General features: G+C 63.6%; 17 protein-coding genes. 16 read left to right on the top strand and 1 reads right to left on the bottom strand.

All coding sequences use genetic code 11. The features are described from left to right. Nucleotides 1-209: 209 nt before the first annotated feature. The 16 genes from rho to murA all read left to right on the top strand — a co-directional run bounded on the left by rho (nt 210) and on the right by murA (nt 15,523). The gene (rho, locus tag SB749_RS09685; protein WP_410710144.1) at nt 210-2,255 is read left to right on the top strand and encodes a transcription termination factor Rho; all 2,046 of its coding nucleotides are present in this window, start codon (nt 210-212) and stop codon (nt 2,253-2,255) included. Nucleotide 2,256: 1 nt separating this feature from the next. Continuing rightward, complete coding sequence (prfA, locus tag SB749_RS09680; protein WP_139466978.1) at nt 2,257-3,333, top strand: peptide chain release factor 1; 1,077 nt, start codon at nt 2,257-2,259, stop codon at nt 3,331-3,333. A gap of 1 nt (nt 3,334) precedes the next feature. Further along, a complete protein-coding gene (gene prmC, locus SB749_RS09675; protein WP_139467415.1) occupies nt 3,335-4,261 on the top strand; it encodes a peptide chain release factor N(5)-glutamine methyltransferase in 927 nt (308 codons plus the stop codon). A 77-nt stretch (nt 4,262-4,338) separates the two neighbouring features. Next, entirely contained in the window at nt 4,339-4,989 is a 651-nt protein-coding gene (locus tag SB749_RS09670) for an L-threonylcarbamoyladenylate synthase (RefSeq protein ID WP_139466979.1), read from the top strand. After that, entirely contained in the window at nt 4,990-6,099 is a 1,110-nt protein-coding gene (locus SB749_RS09665; RefSeq protein ID WP_139466980.1) for an MraY family glycosyltransferase, read from the top strand. It begins immediately after the preceding gene. Beyond that, on the top strand, nt 6,096-6,542 hold the full coding sequence (locus SB749_RS09660) for a hypothetical protein (protein WP_410710143.1): 447 nt from the start codon (nt 6,096-6,098) through the stop codon (nt 6,540-6,542). The genes SB749_RS09665 and SB749_RS09660 overlap by 4 nt, the downstream gene beginning before the upstream one ends. 263 nt (nt 6,543-6,805) lie before the next feature. Next, complete coding sequence (gene atpB / locus SB749_RS09655; RefSeq protein WP_235355140.1) at nt 6,806-7,618, top strand: F0F1 ATP synthase subunit A; 813 nt, start codon at nt 6,806-6,808, stop codon at nt 7,616-7,618. A gap of 81 nt (nt 7,619-7,699) precedes the next feature. Continuing rightward, nucleotides 7,700-7,924: a F0F1 ATP synthase subunit C gene (gene atpE / locus SB749_RS09650; protein WP_025776917.1), complete on the top strand. Its 225-nt coding sequence runs from the start codon at nt 7,700-7,702 to the stop codon at nt 7,922-7,924. Nucleotides 7,925-7,943: 19 nt separating this feature from the next. Beyond that, nucleotides 7,944-8,495: a F0F1 ATP synthase subunit B gene (locus SB749_RS09645; protein WP_039210678.1), complete on the top strand. Its 552-nt coding sequence runs from the start codon at nt 7,944-7,946 to the stop codon at nt 8,493-8,495. Then, nucleotides 8,495-9,301: a F0F1 ATP synthase subunit delta gene (locus SB749_RS09640; RefSeq protein WP_370036408.1), complete on the top strand. Its 807-nt coding sequence runs from the start codon at nt 8,495-8,497 to the stop codon at nt 9,299-9,301. The genes SB749_RS09645 and SB749_RS09640 overlap by 1 nt, the downstream gene beginning before the upstream one ends. Before the next feature lie 81 nt (nt 9,302-9,382). Then, complete coding sequence (gene atpA, locus SB749_RS09635; protein ID WP_264801510.1) at nt 9,383-11,017, top strand: F0F1 ATP synthase subunit alpha; 1,635 nt, start codon at nt 9,383-9,385, stop codon at nt 11,015-11,017. A 31-nt stretch (nt 11,018-11,048) separates the two neighbouring features. Then, nucleotides 11,049-11,981, top strand: coding sequence for a F0F1 ATP synthase subunit gamma (locus tag SB749_RS09630; RefSeq protein ID WP_410710142.1), 933 nt, complete (start codon nt 11,049-11,051; stop codon nt 11,979-11,981). 26 nt (nt 11,982-12,007) lie between these two features. After that, nucleotides 12,008-13,456 carry a F0F1 ATP synthase subunit beta gene (gene atpD, locus SB749_RS09625; RefSeq protein WP_264801512.1) on the top strand — a complete coding sequence of 483 codons (1,449 nt, stop codon included), beginning with the start codon at nt 12,008-12,010 and terminating at the stop codon, nt 13,454-13,456. Nucleotides 13,457-13,459: 3 nt separating this feature from the next. Then, the gene (locus tag SB749_RS09620) at nt 13,460-13,720 is read left to right on the top strand and encodes a F0F1 ATP synthase subunit epsilon (protein WP_101545515.1); all 261 of its coding nucleotides are present in this window, start codon (nt 13,460-13,462) and stop codon (nt 13,718-13,720) included. 22 nt (nt 13,721-13,742) lie between these two features. Beyond that, nucleotides 13,743-14,210: a DUF2550 domain-containing protein gene (locus SB749_RS09615; RefSeq protein WP_025776910.1), complete on the top strand. Its 468-nt coding sequence runs from the start codon at nt 13,743-13,745 to the stop codon at nt 14,208-14,210. After that, nucleotides 14,210-15,523 carry a UDP-N-acetylglucosamine 1-carboxyvinyltransferase gene (gene murA / locus SB749_RS09610; protein ID WP_410710141.1) on the top strand — a complete coding sequence of 438 codons (1,314 nt, stop codon included), beginning with the start codon at nt 14,210-14,212 and terminating at the stop codon, nt 15,521-15,523. The genes SB749_RS09615 and murA overlap by 1 nt, the downstream gene beginning before the upstream one ends. A gap of 920 nt (nt 15,524-16,443) precedes the next feature. Here murA and nucS read toward each other — a convergent pair. Then, nucleotides 16,444-17,139 carry an endonuclease NucS gene (nucS, locus tag SB749_RS09605; protein ID WP_139466990.1) on the bottom strand — a complete coding sequence of 232 codons (696 nt, stop codon included), beginning with the start codon at nt 17,137-17,139 and terminating at the stop codon, nt 16,444-16,446. Nucleotides 17,140-17,170: the final 31 nt, after the last annotated feature.

Raw genomic sequence — 17,170 nt, 5'->3', positions numbered from 1 at the left:
GATCGTCTCCGAACAAGTAGACTGTGGGTGTTCCGACAGGGCACGGCTTCCCGCTGTTCTTCACAGGTCCGTCGCCGATGTCATACATTCTGGAACATCTCCTGCTCATTCTTTAGCAGGTTTTCTTTCACAACGCACCGTCAATGGTGTTTCCGTCGCCGTGAGCAAACGGCACATGCCGCACGGCCGAAAGAGGGAGAAGGACCTTCGTGTCTGAAACCACCACTCAGGATTCCACCCCGCGCACAGGCAGCCTCACAGCGCTGCGACTGCCTCAGCTCCAGGAAATGGCTGCCGGGCTGGGAATCAAGGGTTACCGTCGCCTTCGCAAGAGCGAACTGATCGACGCCATCAACAGCCACTCGGGCGGATCTGCTGAGAAGAAGTCCGCCCCCACCGAGAAGAAACCCGCCGCGGATTCTGCCGCCAAGACCGAGAAGCCGGCGGAGAAACAGGACGAGAAGAAGCAGGAGTCGACGAACCGTCGCTCTTCGCGTCGCTCTGCCGCTTCCGCGTCCGAGGACGCTCCGGCGCTCATCATCGAACCGAACACCGAGTCCTCGTCGTCTTCGACGGCGAACGAGTCCGGTGCGGACCAGTCCGGGGGAGCAGCCTCCGAGGAGAACAGCGGCGATCAGGATCGTCAGCGCTCTCGCCGCAGCCGTTCTCGCTCCCGCGGCTCCGAGCCCCAGACCGAGGGCCGCGACGGCAGCGGTGAGGAATCGGCCGACCGCGGCGGCCAGGATCGCTCCGGCGACCAGGACCGCTCCGACCGTGACCACCGCGGAGGGCGCGACAACGACCGTCGCAGCCGGAACAACGACCGCTCCGACGACAACCGCGGCGGCAATGACCGCAACGGCGGCAACGGCCGGGGCAACAATGACCGGGACGGCGGCAATGACCGCGGCAATAACGACCGGGGCGGCGGCAACGATCGCGGCCACCGCAACGACCGGGGCGGCAACAACGACCGCAATGATCGTCGCAACCGCAGCAACGACGATGACGATCGCGGCAACAACCGCCGCGGACGGGGCCGGGATCGGAAGCGCCGCGGCCGCGGCAACGACGAGCCGGACATCCGCAACGACGATGTGCTCATCCCCGTCGGCGGCATCCTCGACGTCCACGACAACTACGCCTTCCTCCGCACCTCCGGCTACCTGCCGGGGCCGAACGACGTCTACCTTTCGGCATCCATGGTGCGCAAGAACGGTCTGCGCAAGGGCGACGCCGTCGCCGGCGCGATCCGTCAGCCGCGTGAGAACGAACAGCGGAACAACAAGCGCGAGAAGTTCGATGCCCTCGTCCGCCTCGATTCCGTCAACGGACTCACCGTCGACGATGCCCGCAGCCGTGTCGAGTTCTCGAAGCTGACTCCGCTCTACCCCCAGGATCGTCTGCGCCTCGAGACCACCTCGAAGCTGCACTCGACCCGTCTCATCGATCTCATCACCCCCATCGGCAAGGGCCAGCGCGGACTCATCGTCGCGCCTCCGAAGGCCGGCAAGACGACGATCATGCAGCAGATCGCCAACGCGATCACGGAGAACAACCCCGAAGCGCACCTCATGGTCGTCCTCGTCGACGAACGTCCCGAGGAAGTCACGGACATGCAGCGTGCGGTCAAGGGCGAAGTCATCGCCTCGACCTTCGACCGTCCGGCCGACGACCACACCACGATCGCCGAACTCGCCATCGAACGCGCCAAGCGCCTCGTCGAGATGGGTTCCGATGTCGTCGTGCTGCTCGACAACATCACGCGCCTGGGACGTGCCTACAACATCGCCCAGCCGGCCTCCGGTCGGATCCTCTCCGGCGGTGTCGACGCCAATGCGCTCTACCCGCCGAAGAAGTTCTTCGGTGCTGCACGCAACATCGAAGGCGGCGGCTCGCTGACCATCCTCGCCACGGCTCTCGTCGAGACCGGCTCCAAGATGGACGAAGTCATCTTCGAAGAGTTCAAGGGCACCGGCAACATGGAGCTGCGTCTGAGCCGTCAGCTTGCCGACAAGCGCATCTTCCCGGCCATCGACGTCAACTCCTCGAGCACTCGCCGCGAAGAGATGCTCATGACCAAGGAAGAGACGAAGGTCATGTGGCAGCTGCGCCGACTGCTCTCGGGCCTCGAGCAGCAGCAGGCTGTCGAACTGCTCATGTCGAAGCTCAAGGAGACCGGCTCGAACGTCGAGTTCCTCATGCAGGTGCAGAAGACGACCCCGCTGCCGAAGTCGTCGACCGACAACAGCTGAGATGGTCGACGACACCCTCACGGCCAGCGTCAGCGCACTGCTCGATGAGCACGCCCGGGTTCAGGAGGAACTCTCCGACCCCGCGGTCCACGCTGACGCCGGCCGGGCCAAGAAGCTGACCAGGCGGTACGCGGAACTCGACAAGGTCGCCGCGGCCGCCCGGCACTTCGCCCAACTCGAAGCCGACCACGCAGCCGCCGTGGAGCTGGCCGAGGACGACGCCGACTTCGCTGCGGAGGCCAAGCGTCTGTCCGCAGAGATGGAGACGGCCGAGGGTGAGCTCAAAGATCTCCTGGTACCCAGCGACCCGGATGACTCCCGAGACGCCATCATCGAGATCAAAGCCGGCGAAGGCGGAGACGAATCCGCGCTGTTCGCCGGTGACCTGCTGCGGATGTATCAGCGGTGGATCGACTCACGCGGCTGGTCGAGCCAGATCCTTGACGCCACGCATTCGGATCTCGGCGGATACAAGGACGTCACCATGGCCGTCAAGGCGAAGAACGACGGCGCCTACGGCTGGGTGAAGTTCGAAGGCGGAGTGCACCGTGTCCAAAGGGTGCCGGTCACCGAATCGCAGGGACGCATCCACACCTCCGCAGCCGGGGTGCTCGTCTTCCCCGAAGTCGATGAACCCGAAGAGATCCAGCTGGACGAACACGATCTGCGCATCGACGTCTACCGCTCGTCCGGACCCGGCGGCCAGTCCGTGAACACCACGGACTCCGCTGTGCGCATCACGCACCTGCCGACCGGAATCACAGCGAGCTGCCAGAACGAGAAGTCCCAGCTGCAGAACAAAGACGCAGCGATGCGCATGCTCCGTGCTCGGATCTTGGCCAAGCAGGCCGAAGAGGCCGCAGCGGAAGCCGCCGACATCCGTCGTTCGCAGGTGCGCACCGTCGATCGCTCGGAACGCATCCGCACCTACAATTTTCCGGAGAACCGGATCACCGATCACCGCACCGGATACAAGGCCTACAATCTCGATCAGGTGCTCGCCGGCGACCTCGATCCGGTCATCGGATCCTGCCGCGACGCCGACAAGGCCGCACGCCTCGACGCACTGGGGGACTGACCTGGACACTGTCAGGCCGACTCTCGTCTCCGACCTCCTTCGCGGGGCGACCACGCTCCTCACCGAAGCAGGCATAGCGAGTCCCGAAGCCGATGCGCTCGAACTGCTCGCCCACGCATGGTCGATCGACAGGGCATCGCTGAGCCGCCGCCGTCTCTTCGACGAACCCGTGCCGGAGTCGGTGAGCACTCGATTCGCCGAACTCTGTGACCAGCGGCGGCGGCGGAGACCGCTGCAGCATCTCACCGGCATCGCCCACTTCCGGCATCTGCAGCTGCAGGTGGGCCCCGGAGTCTTCGTGCCCCGACCGGAGACGGAGGTGCTCGCCGGAGCCGTTCTGAGCGAACTGTCCGAACTCGCCGAAACTGACTCGACGACGGAGAACGACAAGGCTCGGCGTCCCTTCGTCATCGACCTGTGCTCCGGTTCGGGAGCGATCTCCCTCTCCGTTGCCACCGAATTCGACTGCGTCGACGTCCTCGGCGTCGAACGCGAATCCGCGGCCCTGGAATGGTCACTGAAGAACCTCGAGCAGTGCCGCCTCGGCGAGTCGACGGTCGAGTTCATCTCCGGTGATGCGACGACGATCACGAAGGCTCGGCCGGATCTGTGCGGGCGTGCCGACATCGTGGTGACGAACCCGCCCTATGTTCCCGATTCCGCCGTGCCGCGAGACCCGGAGGTCGCCGAACACGATCCCGCGGCCGCGCTCTACGGCGGGGATTCGGGTTTGGAGATTCCGGGACTCATCATCAGTCAAGCCGAGCAGCTGCTGAGATCAGGCGGACTCTTCCTCATGGAACACAGTGAGGAACAGGGCGAAGGGGCACGGGAACTCCTGGAGGCCTCGGCCAGTCTGAGACATGCCGCCACATTCCAGGACTACACTGGACGCGACCGCTATACAGTGGCGCGCCGTGAGGCGTAGGGGATCTCGGAGACGAACTCCCGCCGCGTACTGCCCAGTACCGAAACCACAACCCGAACATTCGAAACGGAGAACTCGTGTCGAGACGATTCGACGTCAGCCAAGAAGAGATCCGTGAACTCGTCTTCGACGAGTGCGCGCGAGTCGTCGACACAGGCAACCTGCTCGTCATCCCCACCGATACGGTCTACGGGATCGCCGCCGATGCCTTCAGCGCATCGGCCGTTGCGGCTCTGCTCGCGGCCAAGGGCCGGGGACGGGACATGCCGCCTCCGGTTCTCGTCCCACGCGCGGAGACCATCTTCGGGCTCGTCGACGGGGTCGATGAGACCGTGCTGGCACTGACCGCGAAATTCTGGCCCGGACCGCTGACGATCATCGCGAACGCTCAGCCCTCCCTCGACTGGGACCTCGGCGATACCCACGGAACCGTGGCCGTGCGCATGCCCGACGACGAGTCGGCGCTGGCCCTGCTCGGCCGCACCGGGCCTCTGGCCGTGTCGAGTGCGAACATCTCCGGACAGCCCGCCGCCCGGACCGCCGACGAAGCGCAGGAGATGCTCGGCGACGATGTCGACATCTACGTCGACGGGGGAGTGCGGGAGTCGGGGCTGTCCTCGACGATCATCGACCTCAGCGGCGACGTGCCCCGCATCCTGCGCCGCGGTCCGATCACCGCCGAGGACCTGCGCGAAATCGTCCCCGAGCTCATCGACCTGGACGGCTGAGTGCGCGCCTACCTCTTCATCCTCGTCGTCTCCGCCCTCGTGGCGTACCTGCTGACTCCAATGGTCAAGCGGGTGGCCGAACGAGGAAAGATCTTCTCACCGCTGCGTGACCGCGACGTCCATTCCATTCCGACGCCGAGGCTGGGCGGAGTCGCGATGTTCGGCGGGCTTCTGGCCGGCCTCGTCTTCGCCTCCCAGATGCCCTTCCTCAATCGGATCTTCGTCGAACTGGGCCCGATCATCGGAATCGCCGGAGCCGCCGGCCTGCTGTGTCTGCTCGGAGTCATCGACGACATCTGGGACCTGCACTGGATGGCGAAGCTCGCCGGCCAGGCTCTCGCCGCGGGCTTCATGGCGATCAAGGGAGTGGCGCTGCTGTCGATTCCCTTCGGCGGCGTCATCATCGGCTCCCCGCGGATGTCGATCATCGTCACGGTCCTCGTCGTCCTCGTGACCATCAACGCGGTGAACTTCGTCGATGGACTCGACGGTCTCGCCGCGGGCGTCGTCGCCATCGGCGGCAGCGCCTTCTTCATCTACTCCTACTGGCTCGCTCGTGACGCTTCACCGGAGTCGTATGCGAACCTCGCCTCGCTCATCATCGCGATCCTCGTCGGCGCCTGCCTCGGTTTCCTCCCGCACAATTTCAATCCGGCGAGGATCTTCATGGGCGACTCCGGGTCGATGCTCATCGGCCTGCTGCTCGCCGCCTCGACGATCAGGGTCACCGGCCAGGTCGACCCGGCGCTGATCGGCCAAGAGCGAGCGTTCGCCACATTCATGCCGATCATCCTGCCTGTGGCCGTGATGTTCCTGCCGCTGCTCGACCTCGGACTGGCCGTGGTGCGCAGGCTGCGTGCCGGACAGTCTCCGTTCTCCGCCGATGCCAAACACCTCCACCACCGGATGCTGCGTCTGGGACATTCCCACGCGCGTGCGGTGCTCATCCTCTACACCTGGACGGCGCTCATCGCCTTCGGATCGGTGCTGCTCCTGTTCAAGGGCTGGCTGTTCTCGGCCTGCGTCATCGGCGGCCTCGCTGCCATCACCCTGATCTTCACCTTCTATCCCCTTCGCATGCGTCAGAAAGCCAGAGAGGAAATCTCGTGACCGATCCGATACCGCGCCGAGAGACCGAAGTCGAAGCAGCCTGGACCCGCGTCTGGAGGACCCTGCTCATCCGGGGCATCATCCTCGTCCTCGTCGTTGCGGCCTTCGGAATGGGCATCGGCTGGCTGGTGTCGGGGATGACGGGACTCGTCGGCGGGGCCGTCGGCGGGGGACTGGCTGCGGTCTTCATCATCATCACCCTCGTCGTCATGTACTTGGGGCGGAACATGGGACTGACCGCGATCGCCGGGTTCCTCGGCATCGGGTTCCTCTTCAAGGCCTTCATCTTCATGATCGTCATCTGGCGGATCAAGGATGCGACCTGGCTCGACGGCACGGTCGCCTTCTTCACGATCGTCGTCGCGGTGATCGGCTCCTCGCTCGTCGAGGCGATCACCGTGGTCAAGGGACGCGTTCCCTATGTCGATCCGGAGGCGAGATAGGCGAGAGGGGACCACTTGCCGCACCCATCTGAGGCACGTAGTGGGGTGAGGTACGAGACGAATGACGTGTCGTATAAAATCGTTGACAGAAATTGCACAGAGAAGCCTGATGAATTTGTCGGTCACTCTCTACAGTTGGTAGAGTAGTTCCGGTGCTTGGGCGGATCTTCGCCCTTTGTCGCTCCTGAACCTCAAGCCTCGCCATCAGTGCGGGGCCAAGGCCAGGCCATCAGGGCCCTTGACCATGGGAGAGTAGTAAAAACGTGGGAACACTCAACGCCGCGAACACAACAGTCAGTGCTGCAGAAGGCGGCTTCCACGCACCGTCGATGGCTGAGTTCTTTCCAGCCTCGTTCCTCTTTGAGGGCACACCGTTCGAAATGAACCGCGTGATGCTCATCCGCATCATCGCCACCGTCGCAGTCGTCGTTCTGCTGGCCGTCTGGGCCAAGCGCATGAAGCTCATTCCGTCCCGCTTCCAGTCGAGCATGGAGCTCGCCATGGAATTCGTGACCGTCGGCATCGCCGAGGACACGATGGGCAAGGAGAAGGCCAAGAAGTTCATGCCGCTCATCGTTGCGATCTTCTTCGGAATCCTCTTCTGGAACGTCACCAAGCTCATTCCGTTCCTCAACATGCCGGGCACCGGCGTCATCGGCATGCCGATCGTGCTGACCCTCGTGGTCTATGTGACCTACCACTGGGCCGGCATCGCAGAGAAGGGCCTCGGCCGCTACCTCAAGGATTCGCTCATCCTGCCCGGCGTCCCGCCGGCGATGCACATCCTGCTCATCCCGATCGAGTTCATCACGAAGTTCGTCACCCAGCCGTTCACTCTGGCGATCCGACTCTTCGCGAACATGATGGTCGGCCACCTCCTGCTCGTCCTCTGCTTCTCCGCCACGAGCTTCTTCCTCTTCGACGCCGCCAACGGATTCCAGTTCTTCGGCATCGTCACTTTCGCCGGCGGCATGTTCGTCTTCATCCTGGAGATGCTCATCGTCGTGCTGCAGGCCTACATCTTTGCTCTTCTGTCCTGTGTGTACATCAATGCCGCGATCTCGGACGAACACTGAGATCGCACCCCTAGATCCGTAACTCACGAGTTGCACGGTCGGGCCAACCACCCGACTTCATTATGAAAGGAAAAGCATCCTATGGATATGCTCGCCGAAGTCTCAGGTAGCGTTTCGACGATCGGTTACGGCCTCGCCGCAATCGGCCCCGGTGTCGGTGTCGGCATCGTCATCGGCAAGACCATCGAAGGAACCGCTCGTCAGCCCGAAATGGCCGGCGCCCTGCGCGGAAACATGTTCCTCGGTATCGCTCTGATCGAGGCCCTGGCCCTCATCGGTATCGCCACCCCGTTCTTCCTGCCCTGATCTCGAAGAGGACTGAAAGATGACTCCGGTAAACATCGTCGCCTCCGCGGAGAACCCGCTTCTCCCGGCGCTGTACGACATCGTCTGGAGTGCCGTCTGTCTGCTGATCGTCTTCCTGGTTGTCTGGAAGTACGTCCTTCCCGCCTTCAACAAGACCCTCGACGAGCGCGCTGAGCGCATCCAGGGTGGAATTGAGAAGGCCGAGAAGGTGCAGGCCGAAGCCGATCAGGCTCTGGCCGAGTATCAGAAGCAGCTCGCCGACGGTCGTGCCGAAGCTGCACGACTGCGCGCCGAGGCTCAGGAAGAAGGCGCCCAGATCATCGCCGACATGAAGGCCCAGGCTCACTCCGAGGCTGATCGCATCATCGCTCAGGCACAGACTCAGATCGACGCCGAACGTCAGTCCGCCATGGTGCAGCTGCGTTCCGAGGTCGGCACTCTCGCCACGGACCTGGCTTCGCGCATCGTCGGTGAATCCCTCACCGATGACCAGCGTTCGGCCAATGTGGTTGATCGCTTCATCTCCGATCTCGAGTCCAACTCGTCCGCGCAGCCGGTCAAGGGGGCGTGATGCTCCAGTCGAGCAGATTGTCCCTGCAGGCCGTCCTCGAGACCGCGAATTCCGAGATCTCCGGGGGAGACCCCCGACAGATCGGTGAGGAGACTCTGGCACTCGTCGGCGTCCTCGCCGAGAATGTCGGACTGCGCAAGGCTCTGGCAGACTCCTCCGAGTCGGCCGAGAGGAAGCAGCAGCTGCTGCGGACTCTGTTCTCGACTCGGATCACGGATGCGGTTCTGCGTATCAGCGACAGGGCCGTCGGCCATCGTTGGGCGCGGACCCAGGACCTCGTCACCAGTCTCGAAGTCGCCGGTGTGACAGCGATCGCCGCTGCTGCACAAGCGGACGGGAAGCTGGGGCAGGTCGAAGAGGAGATCTTCCGCTTCGCGCGTCTGCTTGAATCCAACCACGAGCTGTCCCGCGCGCTTGATTCGCAGGCCACCGATGAGAGCAAGCGCGCTCTCGTCTCCGACCTGCTCACCGGCAAGGCACAGCCAGACACCATCAAGCTGGTCGAACAGGCAGCTCTGCACCCGCGCGGACTCCGCGTGGCGAAGGCGCTCGACCAGTACAGCGATATCCTCGCCGCCCGCCAGCAGCGGTCGGTTGCGGACGTCACCGTCGCCCGACCTCTGAGCGAGTCGCAGACCGAAAGGCTGCAGGCGGCATTGTCGGCCAGCTATGGTCGCGAACTCGTCCTCAATGTCCAGGTCGACCCCGATGTTCTCGGGGGAGTCCGGGTGCAGGTCGGCGACGAGATGATGAACTCGACCGTGGCCGATCGACTGGCCGATGTGCAGCGCAAGCTCGCAGGTTGACACTAGTGGCCGGCTTCTCCGGCATCGGCGGCCCACCGGTCGTCGGACGCAAGATTTGAGTAAAGGAAGCAGGGAAACCAGATGGCGGAACTGACAATTCGCCCGGAAGAGATCCGGGACGCTCTCGGGAAGTTCGTTGATTCGTACAACCCGGAGAGCTCGGAAAAGACCGAGGTCGGCAAGGTCGTCACCGCTGGTGACGGTATCGCTCACGTTTCGGGCCTGCCCGGCACCATGGCCAACGAACTCCTGCGGTTCGAAGACGGCACACTGGGCCTGGCACAGAACCTCGACGAACGAGAGATCGGCGTCGTCATCCTCGGTGAGTTCTCCGGAATCGCCGAAGAGCAGAACGTGTACCGCACCGGCGAGGTCCTCTCGATTCCGGTCGGCGACGGCTACCTCGGCCGTGTCGTCGATCCGCTGGGCCGTCCCGTCGACGGACTCGGCGACATCGAGACCGTCGGCCGCCGTGAGCTCGAGCTCCAGGCCGCCGGCGTCATGGACCGCCAGGAAGTGCGTGAGCCGCTCCAGACCGGCTACAAGAGCATCGACGCGATGATCCCCGTCGGCCGTGGTCAGCGTCAGCTGGTCATCGGTGACCGCAAGACCGGTAAGACCGCTCTGGCGATCGACACGATCATCAACCAGAAGGCCAACTGGGAGACCGGAGACCCGAAGAAGCAGGTCCGCTGCATCTACGTGGCCGTCGGCCAGAAGGGCTCGACCATCGCCGGCGTCCGCCGTTCGCTGGAAGAGGCCGGTGCGCTCGAGTACACGACCATCGTGTCCTCTCCCGCGTCTGACCCGGCAGGCTTCAAGTACCTGGCTCCCTACTCCGGTTCCGCTATCGGTCAGCACTGGATGTACGACGGCAAGCACGTCCTCATCGTGTTCGACGACCTGTCGAAGCAGGCTGAGGCCTACCGTGCCGTGTCCCTGCTGCTGCGTCGTCCGCCGGGCCGTGAAGCCTACCCCGGCGACGTCTTCTACCTGCACTCGCGTCTGCTGGAACGCTGCGCGAAGCTCTCCGATGAGCTCGGCGGCGGTTCGATGACCGGTCTGCCGATCATCGAGACGAAGGCCAACGACGTCGGTGCGTTCATTCCGACCAACGTCATCTCGATCACCGACGGTCAGATCTTCCTGCAGTCCGATCTGTTCAACGCCGGCCAGCGTCCCGCTGTCGACGTCGGTGTGTCCGTGTCTCGAGTCGGTGGTGCCGCTCAGACGAAGGCTCTCAAGGGAGTCTCGGGCACGCTGAAGATCTCGCTGGCTCAGTACCGTTCGCTCGAGGCGTTCGCGATGTTCGCATCCGACCTCGACGATGCGACCAAGCGCGATCTGGCCCGCGGTGCGCGACTGACCGAGCTGCTCAAGCAGGGTCAGTACGCCCCGATGCCGTTCGAGAAGCAGACCGTGTCGATCTTCGCCGGAACCAACGGCTACCTCGACGAGGTCCCTGTCGACGACGTGCTCCGCTTCGAGTCCGAACTGCACGATCACATCGAGCGCAAGACCGGTATCTTCACGACCATCCGTGAGACGCTGAAGCTCGACGACGACACGACCGAAGAGCTGAAGAGCGTCCTGGCCGAGTTCACCCAGAACTTCGCCAGCTCGGACCAGAGCGGATCGAAGGCCGGCAGCGAAGACACCGCAGCCGCGTCGTCCGATGAGGTCGAGCAGGAGCAGATCGTTCGGCAGAAGCGTTGAACCTGTTCCGTAACGGCGAAAGGAAGAACTGATGGGAGCCCAGCAGAGGGTCTTCAAACAGAAGATCCGCTCGACTCAGTCCTTGAGGAAGATCTTCAAGGCGATGGAGCTCATCGCTGCTTCGCGGATCCAGAAGGCCATTGCCCGCTCGCAGGCCGCAAGCCCGTACGCGAACGCCCTGACCCGGGCCGTGTCGGCAGTGGCCAGCGAGTCGAACGTGGACCACGTTCTCACCACGGAGTCGGACAACGTCAAGCATGCTGCCGTCCTCGTGATCGGGCCCGACCGCGGATTCGCCGGTGCCTATTCGGCGAACCTGCTGCGCGAAGCCGAGGAACTCATTCGGCTGCTGCGCAACGAGGGCAAGAGCGTCGACCTGTTCACGATCGGCAGCAAGGCCAAGAACTACTACACCTTCCGCGATCGCAAGATCGAGAAGTCCTGGACAGGCATCTCCGAGAACCCGCTGGCCGAACACGCACGTGAGATCGGCGAGGCGCTGTTGGAGAACTTCGACCCGGAGTCGGCTGACTCAGGGATCGACGAGATCTACATCGTCTTCACCCGTTTCGTCTCCAGCGTCACGCATGACCCGGAATACCGGCGACTGCTTCCGCTGGAGGTCGTCGACGCCGAAGAGGCAGCGACCGGCGGACAGGCTGGGGAATCGTCCGATGCACCCGCGTTCCCGCTCTATGAGTTCGAACCGAGTGCGGAGGCTGTGCTCGACGCACTGTTGCCGCGATACATCGATTCGCGCATTCTGTCGGCGCTGCTCAGCGCAGCAGCATCCGAGCAGGCCTCGCGACAGGCGGCGATGAAGACAGCCACGGACAACGCGGATGATCTCATCAAGACCTACACCCGGTTGGCCAACACGGCTCGCCAGGCGGAAATCACCCAGGAACTCACCGAGATCGTCGGTGGGGCGGATGCCCTCGCGGCATCGGCAGCCGGCGACTGACCGGCGAGAGCAGAGAGAAAGAGACCATGACTGCCACAGCAACGGAAACCTCTCCGGCACAGGGCACTGCCCTCGGCCGGATTTCCCGAGTCATCGGCCCGGTTGTCGACATCGAGTTCCCGCTCGACTCCGTGCCCGAGATCTACAACGCACTGACCGCGTCGGTGGAACTGTCCGAAGGAACCCGGAAGCTGACCTTCGAGGTCGCACTTCACCTGGGCAACGGACTGGTCCGCGCGGTGTCGCTGCAGCCGACCGACGGACTTGTCCGGGGACAGGAAGTCGTCGACACCGGCGCACCGATCTCCGTTCCCGTCGGAGACGTGACCAAGCACCACGTGTGGAACACCACCGGTGACTGCCTCAACCTCGCCGACGGTGAGGAGCTGGAGATCTCCGAGCGGTGGCCCATCCACCGTCCGGCTCCGGCCTTCGACGAGCTCGAGTCCAAGACCGAGATCCTCGAAGTCGGCATCAAGAGCATCGACCTCCTGACCCCCTATGTCCAGGGTGGAAAGATCGGTCTGTTCGGCGGCGCCGGTGTCGGCAAGACCGTGCTCATCCAGGAGATGATCTTCCGTATCGCGCACAACCACTCGGGCACCTCGGTGTTCGCCGGTGTGGGCGAGCGTACCCGTGAGGGCAACGACCTCATCATGGAAATGGATGAGGCAGGCGTCTTCAAGGACACCGCGCTGGTGTTCGGCCAGATGGACGAGCCGCCGGGCACCCGTCTGCGCGTGGCGCTGTCGGCGCTGACCATGGCGGAGTACTTCCGCGATGTGCAGAACCAGGACGTGCTGCTGTTCATCGACAACATCTTCCGCTTCACCCAGGCCGGTTCCGAGGTCTCGACCCTGCTGGGTCGCATGCCCTCGGCCGTGGGCTACCAGCCCAACCTGGCTGACGAGATGGGTCTGCTGCAGGAGCGCATCACCTCGACGCGTGGTCACTCGATCACGTCGATGCAGGCGATCTACGTTCCCGCCGATGACTACACCGACCCGGCTCCTGCGACGACATTCGCCCACCTCGACGCGACCACGGAGCTCAGCCGTGACATCGCTTCGCGCGGTCTGTACCCGGCGATCGACCCGCTCGCATCGTCCTCGCGCATCCTCGATCCGCTGATCGTCGGTGACGAGCACTACCGCGTGGCCAACGAGGTCAAAGCGATTCTGCAGAAGAACAAGGAACTACAGGACATCATCGCCATCCTCGGTGTCGATGAACTCGGTGAAGAGGACAAGCTCGTCGTTCACCGTGCGCGTCGTATCGAGCAGTTCCTCTCGCAGAACACCTACACCGCTGAGAAGTTCACTCAGGTTCCCGGTTCGACCGTGCCGCTGGCCGACACGATCGAAGGCTTCTCGAAGATCTGCTCGGGCGAAGTCGACCACATCCCGGAGCAGGCATTCTTCAACGTCGGCGGCCTTGACGACGTTATGCGCAACTACGAAGAGATGCAGAAGTAAGCCATGGCGACACTCGAAGTGAATGTCGTGGCTGCTGATCGCGAGGTATGGGTCGGTGAGGCCAAGCGCGTCATCGCCCGTACCCTCGACGGCGAGATCGGCATCTTGCCGGGCCACGAGCCCGTGCTGGGTGTCGTCGCCGACGGCGAAGCACGAATTCTCACCCCGGGAGAGGACACCATCAGGGTCAAAGCCGATGGTGGATTCCTCTCCGTGGAGAACAACCGTGTGATCATTGCCGCTGATCAGGCCGAACTTCTCTGATCCGCAGGTTACACTGGCAACCGTGAACCCTTCTGTCCTGCTGATCGTTCTGCTCTCGTTGGTAGGACTTGCGCTTGCTCTGATCGTGGTCGTCACGATCCGACGCAGGTCGATCTCGAAGCTCTCGGGTGCCTTTGACTGTTCCATCAACGTGGGCGAGGAGTATTCTTCTCGCCCACGTTGGCGTTTGGGCGTGGCCGTGTTCTCGGTCACTTCCCTGGACTGGTATCCGGTCTTCGCACTGACGCGGCGCGCCGCGTTCCGATTGCCGCGCGCGGATCTCGACATCCTCGTCCGGCGCAAGCCCACCTCCGGTGAGCAGTATTCGGTTCTGCCCGAAGCGGTCGTCGTCGACTGTTCGTACGGCAAGGCGGACGGTCGTCCACGTTCCGTGTCTCTGGCAATGGACACCGAATCCCTGTCCACGATGGCTTCGTGGCTCGAATCATCACCTCCTGGCTTCAATCCGACGATGGGACGTTTCACTTAATGGATGTCTTCCGCTTGACCGGGCCCGCGCAGTTGGCGGGAACCATCGACGTCAGAGGCGCCAAGAACAGCGTCCTCAAACTCATGGCTGCGAGTCTCCTCGCCGTGGGACGCACGACTATCACCAACGTCCCGGCCATCCTCGACGTGCGGATCATGGTCGAACTGCTCGTCCGCCTCGGCTGCGGGGTGGACTATGACGCCGAAGACGGCGTCGTGAGCATCGACGTCCCCGCCGAAGTCGGCATCCAAGCCGACTACGAGCTCGTCCGCGCAATGCGGGCTTCGATCTCCGTCCTCGGCCCGCTGACCGCACGGATGCGAGCCGCACATGTGGCTCTTCCCGGCGGTGACGCCATCGGGTCCCGGGGACTCGACATGCATCAGGCCGGTCTCGAGGCCCTGGGCGCTGTCGTCCACCTCGACCACGGCTATTTCGTCGCCGAGGCGCCGACGGGTCTGCGCGGTACCGAGATCGTCCTCGAATTCCCTTCCGTCGGGGCCACCGAAAATCTCGTCATGGCGGCGACTCTCGCCCACGGCACGACGACCATCGCCAACGCTGCGCGCGAACCCGAGATCATCGACATCTGCACGATGCTCGTCGAGATGGGCGCGCAGATCGAGGGGATCGGCACCTCTGACCTCACCATCACCGGTGTCGAATCGCTGCAGCCGGTCACCCACCGCACGGTCGGAGACCGCATCGTCGCCGGAACCTTCGCCTTCGGCGCCGCATTGAGCGCGGGCGATGTGACCGTGCGCGGAGTCGGACTCGACATCATGCCCAATATCGGGATGAAGCTGCGGGATTCGGGCGCCACGGTGGAAGACCTCGGTGAGATCATCCTCGGTGATGGAACGCAGGGTAAGGGGTTCCGCGTCATCGGCGCTCCGCGTCCTCATGCCATCCGCGTGGCCACCATGCCGTTCCCGGGGTTCCCGACCGATCTGCAGCCGTTCGTCATCGCATTGAACTCGGTGTCCGACGGAATCGGTCTGCTGTCTGAGAATCTGTTCGAAGCGCGCTGGCGCTTCGTGCAGGAGATCGCCCGCCTCGGTGCGAAGGTCCGCATCGACGGCAATCATGCACTCGTCACCGGCAGCGACAGTCTTTCCGGAGCCGAGGTCGAAGCCTCCGACATCCGTGCGGGAGCCGGCTTGGTCATGGCTGCTCTCCGGGCCGGGGGAGTGACCGAGGTATCGGGAATCGATCACATCGAACGAGGCTACGAGAATTTCGTCGACAATCTTCGCGCCCTCGGTGTCGACATCGAACGCGTCGAGAAGCGCGACGTCCTCACCTTCGACTAGTTCTCTTTCGACAGACTCTGCGGACCCTGGCTGTCAGGACTTGCTCCGTTCGTGCAAGTCCGCCCTCGGTTTTCGGTAGTCTCCGCGCTCGTTCAAGCCGGCCCCCCCGTCTGTCCGCGGTTCGCTCTCTCGTTCAAGTCCGCCCTCCTCCGTCGATAGGTAGACAGCGCGGAAAACGCGCTTCGCCTTGAACGGCGACTGAGACCGACCGCCGTTCGTGGGGCTGCGCGGTGGTTCCGCGGACCTGCAGAGCGGCCGATCCTTCGTACGATGCGGTCTGTGCGGACGAGTCGGGAGTTATCCACAGCTCGACATCTCATCCTGGTACTCCCGCGTCTCGTCACCCATGCTTGAAGGCATGTATGGATGTTTGTCGACTGCCGCACTGCTCACGGCCGCGTGGGACTGTCATCGGATCAAAGCCGCCGAAGGATGCTGTCTGCGGCGATTGGAACGAGGGCGATATGTTGTCACCGCAGAATGCTCTGATCCGGCGCACAGTTTCGTCAATGCGATAGCGGCGGCTCCCACAACCACACTGCCGACAGAGTCGAGCGGGATGGCGTCTTCGCCGAATCGGTGAGTCCGCGCAGTGGAGTTCGTCTGGCGAAGATGCTCGTGCGGCGACGCGGCTCAGATCGTGCAGGGCAATAGAGACGGCAAGCACTTGGGCCGTACCGATTTCGCCAATAGGCGGGCCAAGGTCATCGCAGAGTTCGATGGTGCAGGAAAGTACCACCTCGACGGAGCGGATCCGCAAGTGACTTTCGAACGTGAACGGCGCAGTGGGGCCGCGCGGAGTGGCTACGGACGTTGCACGAAGGGAGCGACACGGCTCGGCTTGATCGGCGACGCTGGAGTTGGTGGCCGGCCATCCCGCAGGTTGACCGTGGGCTGATCCGCCGGCTGATCGTGGGTGATCAGAAGAGGCGCGTCTCGGGGTCGTCCATTCCGCGGAGAGCATCGTAGTCGAGAACGACGCAGCGGATGCCACGGTCCTCAGCGAGAGTACGTGCCTGCGGTTTGATCTCCTGAGCAGCGAAGACTCCGTTGACTGGGCTCAGCAGTGGATCGCGATTCATCAGCTCGAGATAGCGGGTCAGCTGTTCGACACCGTCGATATCGCCGCGGCGCTTGATCTCCACCGCCACAGACTTCTGTCCGTCGTCACGAGCCAAGATGTCCACCGGACCGATCGCGGTCATGTACTCGCGGCGCACCAGACTGTAGCCCTCGCCGAGGGTCTCGATATGTTCGGCGAGCAGTTCCTGCAGATGCGCTTCGACCCCGTCCTTGACCAGCCCGGGATCGACCCCGAACTCATAGGAGTCGTCAGCGAGGACCTCCGCGATGGAGATGACGAGACGGTCACCGGTCTTCGTCTGGGAAACCTCCCACAGCTCCGTCAGGCCGGCCTCGGCCTGCTCGGCGTCGGGCTCGATATGCCGAACCGTACACGGGGGAGTCATCCAGTTCAGCGGCTTATAGGAACCGCCGTCGGAATGGATGAGCACCGAGCCGTCGGACTTGAGCATGATGAGGCGGGTGGCCATCGGAAGGTGGGCGGTCAGACGACCGGCATAATCAACGGAGCATTGGGCAATGACTAGACGCACGCGCTTCAGCCTACGTGAGACAATGACTCAA

Source organism: Brevibacterium sp. SIMBA_078, assembly GCF_046534565.1.
GTDB lineage: Bacteria > Actinomycetota > Actinomycetes > Actinomycetales > Brevibacteriaceae > Brevibacterium.
This window is presented reverse-complemented; position numbering and strand designations above follow the sequence as displayed.